Source organism: Pseudomonas orientalis, assembly GCF_001439815.1.
GTDB lineage: Bacteria > Pseudomonadota > Gammaproteobacteria > Pseudomonadales > Pseudomonadaceae > Aquipseudomonas > Aquipseudomonas orientalis.
This window is the reverse complement of record NZ_JYLM01000005.1, coordinates 221,570-237,589: the sequence shown is the minus strand read 5'-3', so window position 1 is coordinate 237,589 and position 16,020 is coordinate 221,570. Positions and strand designations below refer to the sequence as shown.

General features: G+C 61.6%; 12 protein-coding genes. 3 read left to right on the top strand and 9 right to left on the bottom strand.

Features of this window, described 5'->3' with window-relative positions:
• Position 1 precedes the first annotated feature (1 nt).
• On the top strand, positions 2 to 721 hold the full coding sequence (locus tag TU82_RS14735) for a lipopolysaccharide kinase InaA family protein (protein WP_057723894.1): 720 nt from the start codon (positions 2 to 4) through the stop codon (positions 719 to 721).
• Positions 718 to 945, top strand: coding sequence for a hypothetical protein (locus TU82_RS14730; protein WP_057723893.1), 228 nt, complete (start codon positions 718 to 720; stop codon positions 943 to 945). The genes TU82_RS14735 and TU82_RS14730 overlap by 4 nt, the downstream gene beginning before the upstream one ends.
• Positions 946 to 998: 53 nt before the next feature.
• On the opposite strand, the gene TU82_RS14725 is transcribed toward TU82_RS14730, so the two are convergent.
• The 5 genes from TU82_RS14725 to TU82_RS14705 all read right to left on the bottom strand — a co-directional run bounded on the left by TU82_RS14725 (position 999) and on the right by TU82_RS14705 (position 9,083).
• Positions 999 to 4,046, bottom strand: a complete 3,048-nt coding sequence (locus TU82_RS14725; RefSeq protein WP_057723892.1) for a multidrug efflux RND transporter permease subunit — start codon at positions 4,044 to 4,046, stop codon at positions 999 to 1,001.
• On the bottom strand, positions 4,043 to 5,200 hold the full coding sequence (locus TU82_RS14720; RefSeq protein WP_057724091.1) for an efflux RND transporter periplasmic adaptor subunit: 1,158 nt from the start codon (positions 5,198 to 5,200) through the stop codon (positions 4,043 to 4,045). Before TU82_RS14720 ends, TU82_RS14725 begins: the two co-directional genes overlap by 4 nt.
• Positions 5,201 to 5,456: 256 nt before the next feature.
• A complete protein-coding gene (locus TU82_RS14715; protein ID WP_057723891.1) occupies positions 5,457 to 6,557 on the bottom strand; it encodes a DUF1513 domain-containing protein in 1,101 nt (366 codons plus the stop codon).
• A 2-nt stretch (positions 6,558 to 6,559) separates the two neighbouring features.
• A complete protein-coding gene (locus TU82_RS14710; RefSeq protein ID WP_057723890.1) occupies positions 6,560 to 7,624 on the bottom strand; it encodes an imelysin family protein in 1,065 nt (354 codons plus the stop codon).
• A 31-nt stretch (positions 7,625 to 7,655) separates the two neighbouring features.
• A complete protein-coding gene (locus TU82_RS14705; protein WP_057723889.1) occupies positions 7,656 to 9,083 on the bottom strand; it encodes a di-heme oxidoreductase family protein in 1,428 nt (475 codons plus the stop codon).
• 139 nt (positions 9,084 to 9,222) lie between these two features.
• On the opposite strand from TU82_RS14705, the gene TU82_RS14700 reads away from it, so the two are divergent.
• The gene (locus tag TU82_RS14700) at positions 9,223 to 9,786 is read left to right on the top strand and encodes an NAD(P)H nitroreductase (protein WP_057723888.1); all 564 of its coding nucleotides are present in this window, start codon (positions 9,223 to 9,225) and stop codon (positions 9,784 to 9,786) included.
• A 124-nt stretch (positions 9,787 to 9,910) separates the two neighbouring features.
• Here the strand turns inward: TU82_RS14700 and TU82_RS14695 are convergent, their stop codons facing one another.
• From TU82_RS14695 to TU82_RS14680, 4 genes are all read right to left on the bottom strand, one after another.
• Complete coding sequence (locus TU82_RS14695) at positions 9,911 to 12,049, bottom strand: methyl-accepting chemotaxis protein (RefSeq protein WP_057723887.1); 2,139 nt, start codon at positions 12,047 to 12,049, stop codon at positions 9,911 to 9,913.
• 136 nt (positions 12,050 to 12,185) lie between these two features.
• Entirely contained in the window at positions 12,186 to 12,587 is a 402-nt protein-coding gene (locus TU82_RS14690) for a YbaN family protein (RefSeq protein WP_057723886.1), read from the bottom strand.
• A gap of 95 nt (positions 12,588 to 12,682) precedes the next feature.
• Positions 12,683 to 13,291 carry a biliverdin-producing heme oxygenase gene (locus TU82_RS14685; RefSeq protein ID WP_057723885.1) on the bottom strand — a complete coding sequence of 203 codons (609 nt, stop codon included), beginning with the start codon at positions 13,289 to 13,291 and terminating at the stop codon, positions 12,683 to 12,685.
• A gap of 136 nt (positions 13,292 to 13,427) precedes the next feature.
• Complete coding sequence (locus tag TU82_RS14680) at positions 13,428 to 15,992, bottom strand: TonB-dependent receptor (protein WP_057723884.1); 2,565 nt, start codon at positions 15,990 to 15,992, stop codon at positions 13,428 to 13,430.
• Between the last annotated feature and the right edge of the window lie 28 nt (positions 15,993 to 16,020).

The following is a 16,020-nucleotide window of genomic DNA, read 5'->3' as shown; positions in this document are numbered from 1 at the left end:
GATGGCAGTTGAGTGCGTAGTCGGCAGTCATATAGCTCCCGAAGAACGATTTGATTTTTTCTGGCGTCAGCAGGGTGAGTGGGTGGAAGAGCCCAATCGCCGGCGTGGCGGTGAAAGTGGTGTACAGCGTGTGATCAGTCCCAATGGGCGATTGCTCTATTGCAAGCGCCAGACGGGCCATATCTACCGCAGTTGGTTGCATCCGTTTGGACGTCCGACCGTGTTGCGTGAACGTGATGCCCTCAAGGGCTTGCGCTTGCTGGATGTACGGGTGCCGGAACTGGTGTTTTGCGAGGCGCGACGCGACCCCGAGCATCAATGGAAAGCTATGTTGGTCACCGCTTCGCTGGACGGTTTCGATGAGATCGAAAACTGGTACGCCGCCGGTGGCCGTGAGCAATACGGTGAGGCGGTCCACGAGCGCTTGCTTGAGGAATTGGCCGGTACCCTGGCGCGCATGCACAAAGGCCGCTGGCAGCATGGTTGCCTGTACATCAAGCACATCTTCGTGCGGGTGACCGGTGAGGGCGATGCGGTGACCGTGGAAGTGGCGCTGCTGGATTTTGAAAAATGTCGCCAGCGTTTGACCGCTTATCGGGCCGCCTCCCATGACATGCTGCAATTGCGCCGCCATTCGTCGTGGAGCGCTACCGACTGGAAAAAACTCAGCTACTTTTACGAGACGGCGTTTGGCAGCGCTATCAAGGGTTTAACCAGATGAAGCTAGAAATAGCACGAGGTTTGTTCCTGGTCGGGGCGTTAGGGGTTGCAGCCCTGGCCCTGGCGGCCTGGGAACAGCCTCGCACACAGGTACTCAGTGCGACCCAAGGCAGCGGGCAATGCCTGCTGCCGCGTGTGGCCAAGGTCAGTGTGGCGGCCAAACCCGATCATGATTTGCTGTTATTCATGTTCGGGATGTCTCAAGCGATGAGGCCGCAGAGTTGAAACAATTGAAACCCCCGGAAAAGGCCTCGCGATGCGAGGCCTTTTTTTGTGCGCTATCGGGTCAGCGCCCTGGCTGAATTGTCCGCTTTGGTCAGCGTCGTATACACCGTGGGCAAGACGAATAGGGTGAACAGGGTACCGATCGACATGCCGGTGGCGATCACCATGCCGATATCGAACCGACTGACCGCGCCCGCGCCGGTGGAGAAAATCAGCGGCACGACGCCCATTACGGTGGCCAGCGTGGTCATCAGAATCGGCCGCAGACGGATCGCGGCCGCTTGTTGGACCGCAGCCCGCGCGGACAGGCCTTGTTGCTTGCGCAGCTGATTGGCGAACTCGACGATCAGGATGCCGTGTTTGCTGATCAGACCGATTAACGTGACCAGGCCGATCTGCGTGTAGATATTCAGGGTGGACCAACCCAGAAACAGCGCAATCAATGCACCGCACACCGACAGCGGCACCGTCACCAGTATCACCAGAGAATCACGCAGGCTTTCAAACTGCGCCGCCAGCACCAGGCCGATGACGGCCAGTGCCAGGCCGAACGTGCCCCACAGCGCATTGCCCTCCTGTACGAACTGGCGCGTGGCGTTGCTGTAATCGAAGGTGTAATCCGCTGGCGCCTCTTCCTGGGCAATGGTTTGCAAGGTCTGCAATGCGTCGCTCATGCCGACGATGGGAAAGGCCGACACGGTGACCGAGTTCAGTTGCTGGAACTGATTCAACCGCTGGGGCCGAACCTCTGGGCTGGAGACGGTGATCAGCGTCGACAAGGGCAGTAATTGGCCCTTGGCGTTCTTTACCGCGTACTGGCTCAACCAGTCGGGGTTGTCCCGGTAGTTGCGCTCGACTTGGGCAATCACTTTGTAGAGATGCCCGTCGATACTGAATCGGTTGATTTGTGCCTCCGCCAGGAGGGTGGTCAGGGTCAGGTCCAGGTCCTCCATGGACACGCCCATCTGCGCGGCCTTGGTGCGGTCGATGTCGACCCTGACTTCCGGGCGGTCGAAGGCCAAGTCGATATCCACATAGGCAAATTTTCCCGAGTCGATCGCGCGTTGCTTGATGCGCTCGGCCACGCCCATCATCGAACTGTGGTCCTGCTGGGAACTGATGACAAAGCCAAAGGGCAGCCCTTCACCTGTCCCCGGCAGGGAGGGCAAATTGAATGCGAAAACTTGCAGGCCGGGATTGCTGTCGAGTCTTTCGCGTAAGGCTGTCAGGACTTGCATCTGTGTGCGCTCACGCTCTTCCCAGGGGGTGAGCAGGAAGCCGCCGACACCTGAATGTAAGCCGTCCAGGCCGTTGATCTGGAAGGATGCCTGGTATTCGGGCAAGGTTTTGAACGGTTCGATAAAGTCCTGGGTGTAGCGATTCAGGTAGGCCAGGTTCGTTGCCTGGGGCGCGCTGGACAGAATGAAAATCAGGCCTTTGTCCTCGTCGGGCGCCAATTCCGAGAGGGTGAACGTGAGCATGGCGGGTATCAGGCAAAGCACGAGCGAGGCGAACACCACTACCACCGACCGCGCTCGCATGATCTGGCGCAGGCGGCGCCGATAGCGTTTTTTCAGGGCATTGAAGAAGCGGTCCAGCACCAGCGACAGGCCCTTTGGCTGTTCCTCAGGCCGCAGCAAAATGGCACACATCATCGGTGACAGCGTCAACGCCACGATTCCGGAAATCACCACAGCGCCGGCCAGGGTCAGGGCAAACTCCTTGAACAACGCCCCGGTCAAGCCCTGCATGAAGCCGATAGGTGCAAACACCGCGGCCAGCGTGATGGTCATGGACATCACCGGAACGCAGACCTCCCTGGCCCCCTTGATCGCGGCCTCAAGTGGGGATTTACCTTTTTCGATGTGCCGGTGAATGTTTTCCATCATCACGATGGCGTCGTCGACCACCAGGCCAATAGCCAGGACCATCGCCAGCAGCGTCAGCACGTTGATGGAATAGCCCAGCAGTTGCATGAGGAACAAAGTGCCAAGCAACGACAGTGGAATGGTGATGACTGGAATGATCACAGAGCGCAAGGAACCCAGGAACAAAAACACCACCAGCACCACAATCAGTACGGCTTCCATCAGGCTGGACAGCACCTGGTCGATCGAAGCGTTGATATACAGCGTCGAATCGTAAGCGATATCCGAGTGCAGGTCGGGTGGGGTCTGCGTCTGCAATTGGGGCATCAGTTCGCGCACGCGCTTGCCCAACTCCAGGGGGTTGGCATCGGGTGTGGCTTGAATGCTGATATACACCGCCGGGGTGCCATTGAAGGTGCTGAAACTGTCGTAATTTTGCGAGCCCAGTTCAACGCGCGCCACGTCCCCCAGGCGCACCTGATTGTCGCCGTTGGTTTTCACTGGAATGGCACTGAACCCCTCGACCGATTGGAGTTCGGTGTTGGTGGTCGCGCTGGTGACGACATATTCGCCGGTAAGGTCTCCCGCCACAGGTTGTACGTTGTAGCGTTTGATTGCCTGGGTTACGTCACTGGCGCCCAGACCAAACCCGGCGAGTTTTATCGGGTCGAGCCAAAGACGCATGGCGAAGCTCTGGCTGCCGATAATCTGCGCTTGCGCCAGGCCCGGCAGTGTCACCAAGCGAGGCTGGACCACCCGCTGCAGATAGTCGGTGATCTGCGCGTTGTTCATGGTTTTGCTGGAAAAGCTCAGGTACATCAGCGCGGTACTGTCCACCGCCACTTTGCTCAGTACCGGGTCTTCAATGCCGTCGGGCAACTGGTTCCTGACTTCGTTGGACTTGGCAAGCAGTTCGGTGAACAAGCGGTCGCTGTCGGCGCCGACCCGACTATAGATGGAGATGAGCGAAAGATTCTGACGGCTGGACGAGGTCATATAGTCGATGCCTTGTGCGCTGGCCAGGCTTTGTTGCAAGGGCTGGGTGACGTAACTCTGGATGGTTTGCGCACTCAGGCCCGGTGCGACCGTGGTGACCGTAACCAGCGCGTTTTCCATTTGCGGAAACTGGCGCAGTTGCAGTTTTTCGTAGGCCTGGCATCCAAGCAGCACGATCAGCAGACTGACGACCACGGCCAGCACCGGGCGACGAATGAACAGGTCGGTGAAGGTCATTGCGCACCCTCCGGTTGAGGCGTCGGCAGCGGCCCCTCCGGCTGGCTTCGGTCAATACTGATACGCACAGCAGTACCGTGTTTGAGTTTGAGCTGGCCGGCAGTGACCACCTGTTCGCCCTTGTGCAGCCCCTTGGAAACCACCACCAGGCCATTGCGCCGCTCGCCCGTTTCGATCAGGCGCTGTTCGGCTATCAGTTGCGGCGTGTCGCCGGCATCGGAAGCGTGCGGCTCGCCGTTATTACCCGGTGTTATTACGAAAATGTACTGTCCATAAGGACTGTAGGCGATCGCACTTTCCTGGATCACAGTGTGTGCGGTCGGTTCGTCCAGCAGCACCCGTAGATTGGCGAACATTCCCGGTAACAGCTCATCGCGCGGGTTGGACAGCGTCGCGCGCACCAGCACGTTTCGCGTGCTTTCATCGACGATCGGGTTGATGGCACTCACCTTGGCGAGGCTGAAGATGCCGGGGCGTGCCGAGATTTCAACCTGCACCGACTGCCCGATCCTGATCAGTTGAAGGGCTTGCTCGGGCACATAAAAGTCAACGTAAAGCTGGCGTGTGTCCTGCAGGCTGGCGATAACCTGGGTACTTTGCAGGTAATCGCCCACATTGACCTGGCGAATGCCAATGGTGCCGGTGAAGGGCGCGACGATGCGCTTCTTTTCCAGCGCTGCAGTGCGCTGTGCCACGACGGCGGTGTTGCGATTGAGTTCGGCGCCGAGCCGGTCAAACTCGCCTTTGGAGATGGCGCTGATCTCCACCAGTTTCCGGCCGCGCTCAAAGTTCTGACGGGCCAGGCGCTGGTCGGCCTTTGCTACGTCCAGCTCGGCCTGCTCGGTCTGGTACTCAAGCTGCAGCAGAGGCTGCCCGGCCTCGACCCTTTGCCCTGACTCGAAATGCAGCTGTGTCACCACGCCGGGCACCTCAGTGCTCAGATCGATACCTTGCAATGCCTTGAGCGTGCCCGCCGCCGGCATCTGGCGCTGCCAGGGGATTTCAAACGCATTGGACGTCGCCACGCTGACCGGTGGCTTCGGCCCATGCAAAAGCTGCAACTGTTGATAAATCCAATACGTCTTGTAGCCGGCGAGCATCAGGACGACGGACAGAACGAGGCTGAGCATGATAAGCATCCGGCGGCCCGGCATGGTCATAGTGGGGGTCCTTGTGAAACCTGTGCAGGTTGAACGGAGCGCGAGCACGCAACTGCAGGCGGCGCTGCACTGAGCGCCGCAGTCTTGATCAGGACGAGGATGGGGATAAGTAGTAGTTTCGCAAATTGTTGTGGGGACACTGTTCCACGGATGAGAGACAGTTCCACAGGTTGCGTAGGAGATGTGCCAGCGGCTGTCGGCGGACAGGCTCCCGGGCATCAGCGCAGGAGCATTGAGATCAAGGTGGTGGTTACGTCATGAGATGCAGGTGGTTGTCCCACAACCCGGCGGGCAAGGTCAGTGGGGTCGCTACTGGCTGTTTCTGACGGCAATCGTACAGGCGGCAGCGCCCCTGGCCCGAGGTCACGACAAAGCCGTCCGCCACCGCGCCCACGCCGGCGCAATCGGGCAGCGGCCCATCCAGGCGCAACTCGCCACTGTCCATGTCCCAGATAAAGAAGCGATTACCCCGTGGCGCCGTCAGCGCAACCAGGCGCAGCTCGCTGTGCACCGCAACGCTGGCGGTGTAGTGCCCCATCGCCTGCAACTGCGCATCGGCCACTGGAAAGGCCACGAACGGTTGGCCCGGACGCTTGATCGCGAGCAATTCGGAACGCTCCTGGGACGGTCCCATGAACTGCTGCCCGGTCAGGATGGTGCCATCGCTGGCGATCCCCATATGGCGCACGCTGTTCATCTGCTGGCCCAGGGTTTCCTTGCTGATCAGCGTGCCGTCGCGCTGCATCAGCACCAGGCTCGGCTCCATGGCGTTGAGGTTCATCTCCACGCGGCTCTCGGCTTCGGTGCGGATGCCGCCGTTGGCCACCACCAGGGTTTCGCCATCGGGCATCCAGGACACCTGGTGCGGGCCGATGCCGTGGGTGGAGAGCTCGCCGCTGTGCACCAGCCGCTCGCCTTCGAACCTGTACACACCCAACAGGCCACGGCCGGGGTCGGAGGTGTCGTTCTCGGTGGCATAGAGCCAGTCGCCGCTCTTGTGGATCACCGCGTGGCCATAGAAGTGGCGATTGGCGTTGGCGGTGATGGTTTGCAGCAGCGCGCCGTCACGCAGGTCGATCAGGTAACTCTCGGTGCCCGGGCGGCGGGCGACAAACAGTGCAATCGGCAGTGTCGGGTGGTTGATGATGTCGTGGCAGCGCTGGCCGACCTGGGTGGCGAACACCTGCTTGCCGTCCAGGCGATAACCGACGGCGTAGTGCCTGCCGTCCGCATCGTCGCGCGCCGACAGCAGCAGCGGACTCTTGTCCTTGTGCTTGAACAGCGTCCAGCCGCCCAACGTGAGGGCGCTGAGCAGCACGCTGCCCACCGCCAAAGCCTGTCGCCTGAGCATCATCAGTCACCGTCGTTGGCGTTGAAGCCCAGCTGGATGCCCAGCGCCTTGGCCAGCTCGCCTTCGTGCAGGCGATGGACCACGTTGAGGCTGTCGTAGATGTCGTTGAGTTGCTGGCGCCCGGCGTCGTCGTTCAACAGTTCGTTGAGGGTGCGCTGGTTGCTGGCGAACAGTTTGAGTGACGCGGCATAGGCGGCGTCGATCTTGTCGGCCAGGGCTTTCTGGTCCGCCGGCAGCAGGCCGCGCAGGCCTTTGTTGTCCACGCCCACCCAGACGGTCTGGGCGGCCGCGAGGCTGGCTTCAAGGCTTTGCAGGGACGACTGGCTGCGCCAGGCATCGGCCTGGAACGGTTGCGGGATGCCCTTGGTCTGACGGCCCATCGGCGTGCCGAGTTTTTTCTTCAGGGTATCCAGGGCGGTCACCTGCACGCGCAGCAGGTCAGCGATGGCTTCGTGGGAGTCGGCATAGCGCTGGTTGGGGAACTTGGTCATCTGCGCGAGCATGCCGTCGGTGCTGTTCCAACTGGCCAGGATCTCTTCGGCCAGGGCTTTCTGGCGTTCGCCGATGGCCATCAGCAGCGGGCAGTAACGGGCTTTCTGGGCCGGGTCGGCGACGTCGGGCTTGGCGTCGTAGAGGATATATTCGTAGGCGGACAGGCCTTGCACCACCACGCTGGATTTGGCGAGGGCGGCCGCATCGATCTGCGGCTGGGCGCTGACCAGTTGCTCGACCTGGCGACCGACCAGGTTCTTCTTGTCCGGCCAGAACTGGATCTGCCAGGCGCGGTTGCCCTCGGCCAGCGGGCCGATCAGCAGCGGTTGCAGCTCGGCCCAGGCTTTTTGCGCATGCAGGAAGTCGGCGCGGGCGGTGTCCAGGCTTTCCTTGTCCTGGCAGTAGGCCAGCGCGCTGACGGCCAGTTGACGGTCGGCCTCAACCCAACGGCTGTAGGTCGGCAGGATGACTTGCTTGGCGATGGCCGCCGAGGTCACCGCTTGCGGGTCCTGGGGCGAGCAGGCGCCGAGGGCAAGGGCGGCCAGGCTGGTGAACAACAACTTGGGACGGAACATGTCGAGCTCCCTTCTGTAATTGGGGCAAAGCTTATAGAGAATTCAGGAACGCCAGCAACGCGGCACGCTGCTCGGCGTTGAACGACAAAACATGCTGCTGCGCCGCTTGCGCCTCGCCGCCGTGCCAGAGCACGGCTTCAAGCAGGTTGCGGGCGCGGCCGTCATGCAGAAACTGGGTGTGACCACTCACGGTTTGCGTCAGGCCGATGCCCCACAACGGCGGCGTACGCCAGTCGCGGCCACCGGCCTTGAATTCGGTACGGTTGTCGGCAAGGCCTTCGCCCATGTCGTGCAACAGCAAGTCGCTGTAGGGGCGGATCACTTGATTGGCCAGTTCGGGTTCGGCGGAATTGGCGGCGGTGGTGAACGTCGGCTTGTGACAGCCCTGGCAACCGGCCTGGTAGAACAGGTTTTTGCCGGCCAGCACCTGCGGCGCGTCGACGTCGCGGCGCACCGGCACGGCAAGGTTACGCGTATAGAACAGCACCAGGCGCAGGATATTGTCGCTGACTTCCGGCTCGCCCTCGGGGCCGTTGCCGTTGGGCGCCTGTTTACAGGCTGCCTGGGCATCGGTGCAGTCATCGAAAGGTCTCAATGAAGTGGTGAGGCCCATATCACCCGAAAACGCGTGAACATTTTGTTGATTGAGCGTGGGTTGCCCGGCTTTCCAGCCAAATCGCCCTAAAACGGTTTTCTGCCTGGCGTCATCCCAGACCTGATTCGCCCGACCGACGATGGCTTCAGGGTCGGCGGTTTTCGGGTCGGTGTTGCGCAGGATATCGGCGTCGCTGATGGCTTCGAGCAAACCCAGGCCGATCATCGGCGGCGCGATGCGTGCCGAAAAACGCGTGTCCGGGTGCATCGGGCCATAGCCGAGCTGGGTGATCTGCAACTCGGGCTTGCGCAGCTCGACCACCGTGCCGTCCTTGAACCTGACGTTGACCGGCGTGTAATCGACCCGCACCTTGCCCTCCGGCGCCACGCCCGGCACGGCCATGTCCTGCAGTTGGCCGCCGTACTGCGGCTCGGGCACCACGCCGATTTGCTCGATGAGGCTGGCATAGGCAGGCGCATCCGGAATGGACAGCCGCACCAACATCGAAACCGCATTGGGCGCATCGGCCAGCGGTGGGTGGCCTCGGCCGTCCTTGATATGACAGTTCTGGCAGGCATTGGTATTGAACAGCGGGCCCAGGCCGTCACGCGCCGTGGTGGTGGAGGGCGCGATCACCCAGGGGCTGCGAAAGAAACTGTTGCCGACGCTGAAATCCAGGCGGCGGGTAGGCGCCAGGTTGGCCGAGGGCAGGGAAAACGCGTTCTGGTCACGCTTGTTCACCGTCGTGGCGCCACCGGGCCGCGACTCACCAGGCTCGGCCTTGGTGAAGCGGGGAGCGTCGTCGCAAGCGGTCAGGCTTAAAGCCATCAACGTTGCCGACAGGCAAAAAAGCGCACGGAACATCGAAATTCCTGGAAGCGGTTGGAAAATAGGGTCGCAAAGTCTAACAGGGCGGGGCAGTTTGAATAAGAGCAATTATCGTTTGCTGGCATCCCGATGCATTCCGCTAGAATGACCGCACATTTTTTTCTGGAGGTGGCCAATGCAGGCTCTCGACGCTTTGCTCAACCGTGTTTCCGTGCCGCGCTTGCTGGAACCGGCACCGACCCAGGCGCAGCGCGACGTGCTGTTCGCCGCCGCCATGCGCGCGCCCGACCACGGCCAACTGCGCCCGTGGCGTTTCCTCACCGTGGAAGGTCCGGCCCGTGAGCGCATGGGCACGCTGCTGGCCGAAGCGGCGCGTTTGCAGGATGCCGACGCCCCGCAAGCCGCCATCGACAAGGCCCAGAACGGTCCGTTGCGGGCGCCGCTGGTGGTGGTAGTGATCGCCCGCCTGCAGGAGCATTTCAAGGTGCCCAAATCCGAACAGTTGCTGGCAGCCGCCTGTGCGGCCCATGGCATTCTACTGGCGGCGTATGCACAAGGGATTGGCGCGGTGTGGCGTACGGGTGAGTTGTCTTACTCGGCGCATGTGGCCAAAGGGCTGGGGCTGACAGAAGATGAAGAGGTGATCGGCTTCCTGTATTTGGGCACGCCGCAGAACCCGCCGCGTACGGCGCCGAAGGAAGATGTTGCAGCGTTCGTCCAGGCCTGGACCGGTCTTTAAGCGGTGCGCGGTCAAAATGTGGGAGGGGGCTTGCCCCCGATGGCGGAGTGTCAGTCACCTTATCTATGGCTGACACACTGCTATCGGGGGCAAGCCCCCTCCCACATTGGATTTGCCCTGTTTCTTATACCCTGAACTGATCCATCAGCTTCATCTGTTGGCTGGCCAGGGCATTGAGCTGGCTGCTGATGGCCGCCGACTCGGTGGCCTGGCCGGTAAGGGTTTCGGTCACGGTGCGGATCGCCGAGACGTTGCGATTGACCTCTTCGGCCACCGCGCTCTGCTCTTCGGCGGCGCTGGCGATCTGCAGGTTCATGTCGCTGATCACCGTCACAGCATCGCTGATCTTGCCCAAGGCCTTCACCGCTTCGTGGATCTGCCCGGCATTGCTTTGCGCCTGTTGCTGGCTGGAGTGCATGGTCGCCACCACGCCACGGGTGCCGCTCTGGATCCGTTCGATCACCTGGCGAATTTCCTCTACCGAATCCTGGGTGCGTTTGGCCAGGTTGCGCACCTCATCGGCCACCACCGCAAAACCGCGTCCGCTTTCCCCGGCACGTGCCGCTTCGATCGCCGCGTTCAGGGCCAGCAAGTTGGTCTGTTCGGCAATGCTGCGGATCACTTCCAGGACTGAACCGATCTGTTCACTATTGACGGCCAATTCCTCAACTTCGCCGACGGCCTTGCTGACTTCCTCGGCAAGCGAGGTGATATCGCGGGTGCTTTGTTCGATGATCGACATGCCCTCGCGCGCCGACTGATCCGCGCCGCGTGCCGCACTGGCGGCATTGGAGGCGCTGTTGGCGACGTCATGGGCGGTTGCGCTCATTTCATTGGACGCGGTGGCCACCTGGTCGATCTCGCGAAACTGCACCTGCATGCCTTCGCTGGTCTGGCGCGCAATGGCCGAGGACTGGTCGGCCGTGCCGCGCGCTTCCGTGATGCTTTGCTTGATCTGCGCGATGGTCGGTTGCAGCTTGTCGAGGAAGCGGTTGAACCAGTTCACCAACTCGCCCAGTTCGTCTTTTTTGCTGTAGGCCAGGCGCTGGGTGAGGTCGCCGTCGCCGCTGGCGATGTCCTTGAGCATGGCGGCCACGCTGTTGATCGGGCGGGTCACGCCGGTCGCGGTCAGCCAGATCAGCAGCAGGCCCAGCAGGGCAGCGGCGGCGGCGACCAGCAAGGCCTTGAGGGTGCCGGTGGCCTGGGCGTCGTCAAGCACAGCTTGCAGTTTCACGTTATCGGCCAGCATCACCGCTTTGGGCAGCTTGATCAGCACGCCCCAGGATTTGGCGTCGGCAATCGGCTTGACCGGGTATACGACGCGAATGGTCTCGTCCTGCTCGCGGATCATCGGACGATCATCGGCAAGCAACTGCACGATCTCTTTGCCTTCGGCGCCCAGGGTGTCGATCAGGTTCTTGCCCACTTTGCCCGGCTCACCGCTGTAGGCGGCGATCAGCCCGGTGCTGGACAGCACCTCCACGTGTGCGGCGCCGTCGAATACGGTTTTCTGCGCCGCATCGGTGACGGCTTGCAGGGCGTTGAGGGCGATATCCACACCGACGACGCCAATTACCTTGCCATCGACGATCAACGGCAGGGAGATGGTGGTCATCAGCACGGGTTTGCCGGCCACGGTGTCTTCGTACGGGTCCAGCAGGCAGGTGGTGCGCGTGTCCCGTGGGCAGGTGTACCAAATGTTGTAGGGCGTACCGCTGAGGTTGAGGGTGGTCTTGGTCAGGTCATCCTCGACCATGATCGTGTTCAGGCCTTCGCCACCGGCCCGGCTCCAGTAGCTGGAGAAACGGCCTTTTTCGTTGGAAGCGCGGGCCTTGTCGTCAATGAATTGGCTGTCCTTGCTATCCAGTGCGTTGGGTTCGAACGACAGCCAGATGCCCAGCACCTTGGTGTTGCGCTCGAAAGCGGTTTTGACGCTCTGGTTGAGTTCCTCGCGCAGGGCACCGGCTTCCAGGGAACGCTTGGCCCCGAGGGTGCGCAGGTCTTTGATCTGGTCGGCGAGGGCGATGACCGCCTGCAGGTTCTCGTTGAAGGTTTTCTGCAGCTGCACCGCCTGTTCGGCCGCCTTGGCTTGCAGCAACTGTTCCACGCCGGCAGTCAGCATGCGTGAGCTTGAGTCACTGACCAGTTGGTCGTTCTGATTGGTGTTGTAGATATTGATGCCCACCACCAGTGCAATGACCCCGAGCAGGCAGAGGCCGGACAGCAGCACGATTTTCAGGCGGATGGAGAGGGTGTCGAACATAGGTTCACTCACGAATGGACTTGTTGAGATGCACGCAAAAGCCAAGTCCATTCGGCGTCATGCCTGAAACATCGGCGTAACAAATCAATTCATGAGCGACAGACGATGAGCGGTAGGAAAAAGCCTACACGCGGCGTTATACGGGCGGTGCGAGCTGTTCGGGGCGAGACCAGATCCACAGATTGCCCAGGCTCATGCCGGCGATGGCCAGGTAGATCGGCCAGCCGTGATCGAGCATCACCAGCATCAGCACGGCGCACAGCAGCATGCTGACGGTGGCGCTGACTTTGGCCCGGCGCGCGATGATCTTGCCATTGCGCCAGTTGAACAGGATCGGCCCGAACAGGCGGTGGTTTTCCAGCCAGGCGCTCAGGCGCGGTGAGCTTTTGGTCGCGGCCCAGGCGGCCAGCAGGATGAATTCGGTGGTGGGCAAACCCGGTATGACAATCGCCACCAGGCCGATCCCCAGGCTGACATAGGCCAGCAGGCCGTAGAGGATCTGTGCGATTCTGGAGGTGGATTGGGTTTTGCCGGTCATAGATAGGGTTATCACAGAAAAACAATGTGAAATGCGTTCCAACTGTGGGAGGGGGCAAGCCCCCTCCCACAGTTGATTGCATTTCAATCAGTAGGTCAGGCCAGTTCAGGGGCCGTAGCGTACGCCTGTTCCAGCAATACGGTGAAGCGCACAAACGCATCGATTGCACCTTTCTCTACGGCGGCTTCTTCGTCTGCGCTGAACTGCAGGCCGTCGAGGATGCGGGTGAAGCGTTTCCAGCCTTCGGCGCGACCGCCCGTCGGTTCGCCCAGGTGACGGGCACCGAAGGTTTCGCTCAGCCCCAGGCCCACCGCCCGTTTGATCAGGAACGCGGCGCCCAGCTTGGAACCTTCGGAGACGAACAGCCAACCCAGGGCTTCGGCCTTGCCCGGGTTATTCACGGCACCGGCAACCGGCGCGGGTACGTCGGTGTCGAGGTCGCCCAGATCAAGCCTGGCCGCTTCTGCGCGGCAGCGTTCGGCCAGGTCCGGGATGATCCGGTTCAGTTCTGCATCGTTGTACAGCGCGACCAACTCCGATTGGAACAGGTACTGCGCCACCACGAAGCGGGCAAAGTTGGCCTGGGTCTCAAACGGGGCGTGCGCCTTGACCAGTGCGTCGAGCCTGGTGTGCGGCTCATGGGTGATCTGGTTCAGGCGCTGGGAGCGCAGGCTTGCACGTTCAGAGGTGGGAGAAGCGGTCATGAAAAAGTCCTTGAGAAGGGTAGCGTCTTGTGGCTCTAAAGAGAGCGGTTATCAACTAGACGAACAGGAAGACGCGGCACAGTAAAAAATCCTCACCTCGCCGCACCATCATTGCGGCAAGGTGCGGCGGCTCTCGTCAGATGTCCCAGATCAGGTTGATCGCAAAGTTGCGACCCGGCTGGGTCAGCCGATCAAGGTTGGCCGGGCCGGTCACTGCGGCTTCGCCGACGCTGTCGTAGCTGCGTACGTCATCCCAGTTCCAGTACTTTTTGTCGGTGAGGTTGTAGAGACCGCCGTTGATGGTTACGTCGTTGGTCACCTTGTAGTAGGCGGTCAGGTCGAGAATGCCGAAGCCCGGCGTCTTGAACGGGCCGCTGGTGTCGCCGTCCGGGGCGTGGAAGGTGCTGCTGTCGACGCGGTTCTGTTTCTTGACCAGGGTCCAGCTCACCAGGCCACCGTAGTTGTCCTGGTCGTAGCCCAGGCCGAATACGCCCTTGAGCGGGTTGACGCTATTGAGCGGCTCGCCATTGTCGTTGTTGCGGCCATGGGCATAGGAGATCGCGCCTTGGGTGTAGAGGCCCTGCGGGGCGCCGAATGCATCCAGGTTCAGACGGCCCTTGGCTTCGGCGCCCTTGATGGTGGCGCGTTTGATATTCACCGCCTGGAATTGCTCGACGGTACCGCCGACCACCGCGTTGTCTTCGTCGATGAAATCGCGGTATTTGTTATAGAACACGGCGATTTCGAACGAGCCTGCGTCGAACTTGCCGCGCAGCCCGGTTTCGATGCCCTTGCTGGTTTCCGGCTTGAGATCGGGGTTGGGCTCCACGGTGTAGCCCAGGTTGAGGTTTTCGAAGCGGCCGTACAGCGCTTTGGCGGACGGCGTGCGGAAGCCTTCGGCGTATTGGCCGAACCAGGTGTACTGGTCGGTCAGGGCGTACGTCAGGCCGAACTTGGGCGTCACGCGGTGCCATGTTTTGTCCTTGCCGTCGACCGCGTACTCGCCGGTGGGGTTCACGGTGCTGAGGAATTCCTCGGTCAGCTTGGGCTTGAGCCGGGTGTAGTCGTAGCGCACGGCGGGCAGGAAGGTCCAGTTGTCCCAGGTGATCTGGTCCTGGGCGAACAGCGAATAGGTGTTGATGGTCGGGTCGGGGAAGTCGCTGGATTTCTTCACACTGTCGCTGGCCGACGGGCTGGGCGCGCCGATGGCGGTGCAGCCGCTGCCGACCGCCAGGCAAGTGGCGGCGCCTTCACGCGAACCGGTGACTTTCTGCTGCTTGAGGGTAGTGCCGTAGGTCAGTTGGTGCTCGGTATCACCGAGGCTGAAAGCCTTGTCCAGCTGTGCATCGAAGACCCACTGCTTTTCTTCGTACAGCGTGTCGCGGGTGCGCAATACACGGCGGCCGGACTGATAGATTTCGGCGGTGGTCTGGTCGGTCTTGGCAATCTGGTAATTGAGGCTGGTCTTGATACGGTCGGCGAGCGGCGACTCGAGGGCAAAGCTGTTTTCCAGGCCGAAACGCTCGCGGGTAATGGTGTCGTTGCCGCGACGGTCACGGTACAGGTTGAAACCACGGCCACCGATGAACGGGCCGCCCACCGCATTCTTGAGGTTGACGTCGCGATCATCCTTGTACTTCTCGTAGGTCAGGCCCAGGCGGTTGTCGTCGCCATAATTCCAGCCCAACTTGGCCAGCACGTTGGTGGTGCGTGCGTCTTCCGGGTTGGCGCCGGTGCGGGCGAGGCCGGTGGCGTTGTTGCCATCATAGGATTCGGTTTCGTGTCCGTTGCGCTGGCTCAGGTGCAGCAGTCCGTCGAAGTCCTGCACGCGGCCGGCGACGGTGGCGGAGGTCAGCCAGCTTTCGTCGGCGGAGCTGTAGCCGGTTTTCAGGCGTGCGCCGACGTCCTGGCCGGGTTTGATGATGTCATCCGGGTCGAGGGTGAAATAGCTCACCGCGCCGCCGATGGCACTGCTGCCGTACAGGGCCGAGGCCGGGCCGCGCAGGATTTCCACGCGCTTGACGATTTCCGGGTCGACGTAGTTGCGCCGGGTCTTGGCGTAGGGGCCGTTGAAGAAGTTGTCCGGCACTTCCACGCCATCGACCTGGGTCAGAATGCGGTCGCCGTCGATCCCGCGAATGTTATAGCCCGCGTTGCCCGAACGGGTGCCGGCACCGCCAACGGACACGCCCGGCTCATAACGCACCAGCTCACGGCTGTTGTTGACGTTCTGGCGGTCCAGTTCCTGGCGGTCGTGCACGCTGACCATACTCGGTACGCTGTCGACAGCCTGCTCGGTACGGGTGGCGCTGATGGTCACTTGCTGCAGGTTGAGGGCACTGCCGGCGGCACGTTTTTCCAGCACGATGTTGTTATTGCCCAGCTTGCGGTAGCTCAGGTTGGTCCCCACCAACAGCCGCTCCAGCGCCTTCTCCGGCAATAACGCACCGCGCACACCTGGGGACGACACACCCTGGCCCAACTCGGCCGGCAGACCGACTTGCCAACCGGTCACGCCGCTGAACGCGTTCAGCGCCGACACCAATGGCTGCTGTTCGATGCTGAAGTTGTAATTGCCGTGGCTGCGCGGCGCAGGTTCGACGGCAGTGGCGGCCATTGCCGGCACGCCGGCCATCAGCATGGCGGCGGTGAGCAAGGACAGGACGGGCGAACAGGACCGGCGGTTGAAACGAGAGGACATCGAGAGCGCTCCGGAGATACGAATCTTA

Coding starts and splice junctions, on each gene's coding strand:
- TU82_RS14735 (WP_057723894.1), top strand. CDS start 2: ATGGCAGTTGAGTGCGTAGTCGGCAGTCATATAGCTCCCGAAGAACGA.
- TU82_RS14730 (WP_057723893.1), top strand. CDS start 718: ATGAAGCTAGAAATAGCACGAGGTTTGTTCCTGGTCGGGGCGTTAGGG.
- TU82_RS14725 (WP_057723892.1), bottom strand. CDS start 4,046: ATGACCTTCACCGACCTGTTCATTCGTCGCCCGGTGCTGGCCGTGGTC.
- TU82_RS14720 (WP_057724091.1), bottom strand. CDS start 5,200: ATGCCGGGCCGCCGGATGCTTATCATGCTCAGCCTCGTTCTGTCCGTC.
- TU82_RS14715 (WP_057723891.1), bottom strand. CDS start 6,557: ATGCTCAGGCGACAGGCTTTGGCGGTGGGCAGCGTGCTGCTCAGCGCC.
- TU82_RS14710 (WP_057723890.1), bottom strand. CDS start 7,624: ATGTTCCGTCCCAAGTTGTTGTTCACCAGCCTGGCCGCCCTTGCCCTC.
- TU82_RS14705 (WP_057723889.1), bottom strand. CDS start 9,083: ATGTTCCGTGCGCTTTTTTGCCTGTCGGCAACGTTGATGGCTTTAAGC.
- TU82_RS14700 (WP_057723888.1), top strand. CDS start 9,223: ATGCAGGCTCTCGACGCTTTGCTCAACCGTGTTTCCGTGCCGCGCTTG.
- TU82_RS14695 (WP_057723887.1), bottom strand. CDS start 12,049: ATGTTCGACACCCTCTCCATCCGCCTGAAAATCGTGCTGCTGTCCGGC.
- TU82_RS14690 (WP_057723886.1), bottom strand. CDS start 12,587: ATGACCGGCAAAACCCAATCCACCTCCAGAATCGCACAGATCCTCTAC.
- TU82_RS14685 (WP_057723885.1), bottom strand. CDS start 13,291: ATGACCGCTTCTCCCACCTCTGAACGTGCAAGCCTGCGCTCCCAGCGC.
- TU82_RS14680 (WP_057723884.1), bottom strand. CDS start 15,992: ATGTCCTCTCGTTTCAACCGCCGGTCCTGTTCGCCCGTCCTGTCCTTG.